Consider the following 4893-nt stretch of genomic DNA (forward strand, 5'->3'; position numbering starts at 1 on the left):
GTCGGTTAAGGGGCTTAAGCTACTGCCCACCGCACCAACAAGACCAATGACAAGCTCATGGTTGGTTATTTTGATATCTTCGAGCATAGTGCACCAGTAGAGAAAACAGCAGAATCTCTATTCTCTATATTCAATCAAATTTTTTCAACCTAAAGCTTTTTTGTAGCCATTTAAAATCAAAAAATATTACTTCTCTTTTCTACTACTCTAATATTTTGAATTGGAAAGTATTTTTCTAATGTATATGTTGTACTTAATTTTTGAGATTCGTCCAAACTTCTATTAAAAGTTTCTATTACTTTTATTTTATCAAACTCATTTAAATTGTCCCAAAAATCAATACTCATATAGACATTTTCGATACGGTTTAATAGTAAGTTTAATGAGATTCTTACTTGCTCATCATTTGGAAGCTTCTGAATATCACTGACAAATTTTTTACTTTTAGAATTTAATTCATCCAACCATGTATAGTTAATCCATGAATTTCCATCTCTATCTATGAGACAAGATAAATTTAGGTACTCTATATAAGTAGCCTCAAATATATCTTGGATTTGTTCACCATATAAACTATATAGTGGAGCAAATGCTCCTACACCTAATATAGGTAGTTTGTCTTCGATCCTGATTGAATAATACCTGATCCGATCATATTTTTTTGCTTTAATTGCTGTATTTAGTTCAGCGTGTAAATCACCACAAATCTTCAAAGCTTGATTTACACCTTTAATCATTGATTCATAACGCTGTTTACAATCACAGAAATGTAAAAAATCCTCAATTGCTAAGACTTGTCTCAGCATCAAAGGATATGCCCTTTTCGTTGCTAGCTTTTTATATAGTTCCATGGAAAAAGCTCTATAAAAAAGCATAAACATTTGTTCATCCGATGTGACAAACTCTTTTTTCTCCAAGCTTTGAAATAGAGAATTGTCATGGATTGAACAAAACCCACTAAATGTAGAAGCAGTTCTTATCCCTATTTTACTAACAGTGGTCTTTCCCTTTGAATTGTGAAATCCCAAGTAATCATCACTATTAAAAGTGTAAAGATGTCCATCTTTGCTTATAGCTTTTAAACTACTCGACCTAGGAACTGTATGAGCATTGGTAATTTTTTCGGTACATCCATCTATTCCCTCAGCAAGGCATATCTCATAATGCTTAGCATCTCGAAAGGAATGATGTATCTCATGTGGCAAAGGTTTACTTGTTTTGTATGTATTAAGATTTTTTAACTTACTTTCTAATAAGAAATGACATTTTTTATACTTTATATCTGAACCACAATAACATTTATCATTACGCTGCATATTAAATTCCCCCCAAATAAAAAGCGTATCAATCGATACGCTTAACATAGAAGAATCGTTTAAAAAAGCAACTTAAATTTAAGGACATAAAGTTGTTTGGAAATTCTTAGTATTGTCACCGCGGCTACATTTATAACTGGCTTTTTTATCCACCAAGTTCCATTGCTCATCTATGAATTTAAATTGATAGGTAGTCCGAACAGCGCTTACAGAATCATCCATTAAGCCTGACTCTAACACCGTCACTTGGGCAGCAGTTGGCGACTCCACACGGTTAAACACTTGACGAATTTCAAGCGTATTTAATTCAGATGCTAAATTTGGCTGCGCTTTTAACACTTGCTCAAGCGGTGTAGAGGATGCATGCACTACGCCTTTGGCTTTATGCATTAAATTTTCAGTGGTGGCACATGCCGTTAATGATAAAAGTGCAGCAGTTAAACCCAAAATACGTAACATAAAATTATCCTTAAATGTATTCAATATAGCTTGATCATGCCTTGTGCTTAGCAAAAATTCTATGGCAACACTGTATAAAAAAAAGCCCCAACATGGGTTGGGGCTTTGAATTATTTTATCTGATTAAAGATCAAATAATTTACCTGGGTTCATAATTCCATTTGGATCAAACGCAAGTTTTAAAGCTTTCATATATTCAATTTCTTCAGGAGAACGCGTGTATTCAAGGTAAGGCTTTTTGGTCATACCTACACCGTGTTCTGCAGAAATTGAACCGTCATATTTTTTAACCGTATCAAATACATACTTATTCACCACTTGGCATTTCGCAAAGAATTCGTCTTTGCTTAAATCCGCAGGTTTTAAGATATTTAAGTGTAAGTTACCGTCACCAATATGACCAAACCAACAAATTTCAAAGTCTGGGTAGTTGGCATTTACAATCGCATCAATCTCTGCAATAAATGCAGGTACATGCGTAATTAACACAGAAATGTCGTTTTTGTATGGCGTAAATGGTGCGATAGATTCAGAAATATCTTCACGCAAGCGCCATAAGCTTTCCACTTGATCAAGACTTTGGCTTAACACACCGTCAAGTACCCAACCTTGTTCCATGCAATGCTCAAAAATTTCCATCGCCTTGTCCATAATTGGCTCAAACGGCGCTTCAAATTCAAGCAATACGTAAAATGGGCATTGAGTTTCAAATGGACGTTGTACATGACCATGATCCAATACTTTTTGCATGGCAAGTTCACCAAAGAACTCAAATGCAGTTAAGTCAATTTTGGCTTGGAAAGCATGTAATACAGGCATCACTGCTTCAAAATCAGTTACACCTAAGACCATCACTTGTAAGTCTTGTGGTTGGCGCTCAAGCTTAATTTCAGCTTCGGTAATTAAACCTAAAGTACCTTCACCGCCAATAAATAAGTGTTGTAGCGCATAACCGGTGGCATTTTTAATCATGCCTTTGTTAATGCGTAAAATATCGCCTTTACCGGTTACTACAGTTAAGCCTAACACCCAATTACGTGTCATGCCATATTTAATCACCTTAATACCGCCGGCGTTGGTTGCAATATTACCGCCAATTTGGCTTGAACCTGCCGAAGCAAAGTCTACTGGGTAATACATGCCTTGCTCAGTTGCATAGTTTTGTAACTGTTCAGTCACCACACCTGCTTGGACACGTACCATACGGTCAGCTGGGAAGAATTCCAAAATTTGGTTCATCTTGTCCATGCTCACCACGATTTCGCCATTGGCTGCAACCGCACCTGCCGATAAACCGGTACGACCGCCACTTGGAGTAATAGCAATATTAAATTGGTTGGCAAGTTGAACAATTTGTTGCACTTGTTCTGTGCTAGATGGGAAAACGATGACCGATGGATTTGGGTCAAAGTGTTTGGTGTGGTCACGTCCCCAATTTTCGAGGCTGTCAGCATCAGTTTTAATACGGTTTTCACCGACAATAGCTGTTAATTGAGCCAATAACTCAGGTGTTAAAGCGACTGGAGCATTCATCGTTTGCAGACCTAGCAAGAAATTTATTCACAAGAATATGAGTAAAAAATAAACATTTAAAACGAATATTTTTCATCTCATCAGGCACAAAAATCGTTCCAAATAATGGGCACGCTTTTTGTGGGACACTATTATAAATCATTTTTCCCTCTGACTTATAAAAAATGCGTTTTTTGGTCATATCGCTTACAAATTACAGGTTTAATTAGACCAAAATTTATAAAATTGACGATATTTTCAACACACAAGAAATTCCATCAGACCTAAAGCAAATGTTTATAGTGCATTTTCCTATGCTATCATATTGCCACTAAATTTGGCCTTTGTAGCGGAGCCGTAATGAGCCAACATCTTTCTCTACCTAAAGATAAAATTCGTTTCTTATTGTTAGAAGGCGTTCACCAAAACGCAGTCGACACATTAAATGCAGCGGGATACACCAACATCGATTATCGCAAAACAGCACTTGAGGGCGAAGCACTCAAAGAAGCGATTAAAGATGCTCATTTCGTTGGTATTCGTTCACGTACCCAATTAACTGAAGAAGTCTTCGAAGCAGCAACTAAACTCATTGCTGTGGGCTGTTTCTGTATTGGTACAAACCAAGTGAATTTAGATGCAGCAATGCGTCGTGGTATTCCTGTATTTAACGCACCTTACTCAAATACACGTTCTGTTGCAGAGCTTGTACTTGCTGAAGCGATTCTTCTTCTACGTCGTGTACCTGAAAAATCAACAGATACGCATGCAGGCGGTTGGAACAAGTCGGCTGTAGGTTCGTATGAAACTCGTGGTAAAACTTTAGGTATCGTAGGTTACGGTTCAATCGGTTCACAACTTTCTGTACTTGCTGAAAGCATGGGTATGAAAGTGATCTACTTTGACACAGTGACAAAATTACCTTTAGGTAATGCACGTCAAGTCGGTTCTTTAGGTGAACTTCTTGCCAATGCTGATGTGGTGTCTTTACACGTGCCAGATGTTCCATCTACACGTAATTTCATGACCAAAGATCAGTTTGCGCAAATGAAAGAAGGTTCTATCTTCATCAATGCAGCACGTGGTACATGTGTAGTGATTGAAGATTTGGCTGACGCACTTAAATCGGGTCATATTGCAGGTGCTGCAGTTGACGTATTCCCGAAAGAGCCTAAAGCCAATGGCGAAGAGTTCGTATCTGCACTGCGTAATATTCCAAACGTAATTTTAACACCTCACGTAGGTGGTTCAACCATCGAAGCGCAAGCGAATATCGGTTTAGAAGTAGGCGAGAAATTCGTGGCTTACTCTGATAAAGGTATGACTTTATCTGCGGTGAACTTCCCAGAAATCGCGCTTCCTTTAACTGAAGGCAAGCACCGTTTATTACACATTCACCAAAATGTGCCGGGCGTTTTATCAAAAATTATTAACTTGTTTGCTGAACAAGGCATCAACATTTCTGGTCAGTCTTTAATGACTAAAGGTGATGTTGGCTACTTAGTAATGGACGTTGATGCAGCAGGCTCACAAGAAGCACTTGATACCCTACATACAGTTGAAGGCACAATCCGCGTTCGCGTATTGTTCTAAATCACTGTAAACA

The 4893-nt window shown here is 37.6% G+C and carries 4 protein-coding genes; 1 reads left to right on the forward strand and 3 read right to left on the reverse strand.

Annotation, left to right across the window (positions count from 1 at the left end):
- Positions 1-176 precede the first annotated feature (176 nt).
- The 3 genes from Q0017_RS13225 to Q0017_RS13235 all read right to left on the reverse strand — a co-directional run bounded on the left by Q0017_RS13225 (position 177) and on the right by Q0017_RS13235 (position 3308).
- On the reverse strand, positions 177-1316 hold the full coding sequence (locus tag Q0017_RS13225; RefSeq protein WP_298147750.1) for an SEC-C domain-containing protein: 1140 nt from the start codon (positions 1314-1316) through the stop codon (positions 177-179).
- A gap of 78 nt (positions 1317-1394) precedes the next feature.
- Entirely contained in the window at positions 1395-1775 is a 381-nt protein-coding gene (locus Q0017_RS13230; RefSeq protein WP_298147753.1) for a hypothetical protein, read from the reverse strand.
- Positions 1776-1898: 123 nt separating this feature from the next.
- Positions 1899-3308 carry an FAD-binding oxidoreductase gene (locus Q0017_RS13235; protein ID WP_298147756.1) on the reverse strand — a complete coding sequence of 470 codons (1410 nt, stop codon included), beginning with the start codon at positions 3306-3308 and terminating at the stop codon, positions 1899-1901.
- 339 nt (positions 3309-3647) lie between these two features.
- Here Q0017_RS13235 and serA point away from each other — a divergent pair, with 339 nt between their 5' ends.
- Entirely contained in the window at positions 3648-4880 is a 1233-nt protein-coding gene (serA, locus tag Q0017_RS13240; RefSeq protein ID WP_298147758.1) for a phosphoglycerate dehydrogenase, read from the forward strand.
- The last annotated feature ends 13 nt before the right edge of the window (positions 4881-4893 follow it).

Origin of the sequence: uncultured Acinetobacter sp. (assembly GCF_947624825.1) — a bacterium.
Classification (GTDB): domain Bacteria; phylum Pseudomonadota; class Gammaproteobacteria; order Pseudomonadales; family Moraxellaceae; genus Acinetobacter.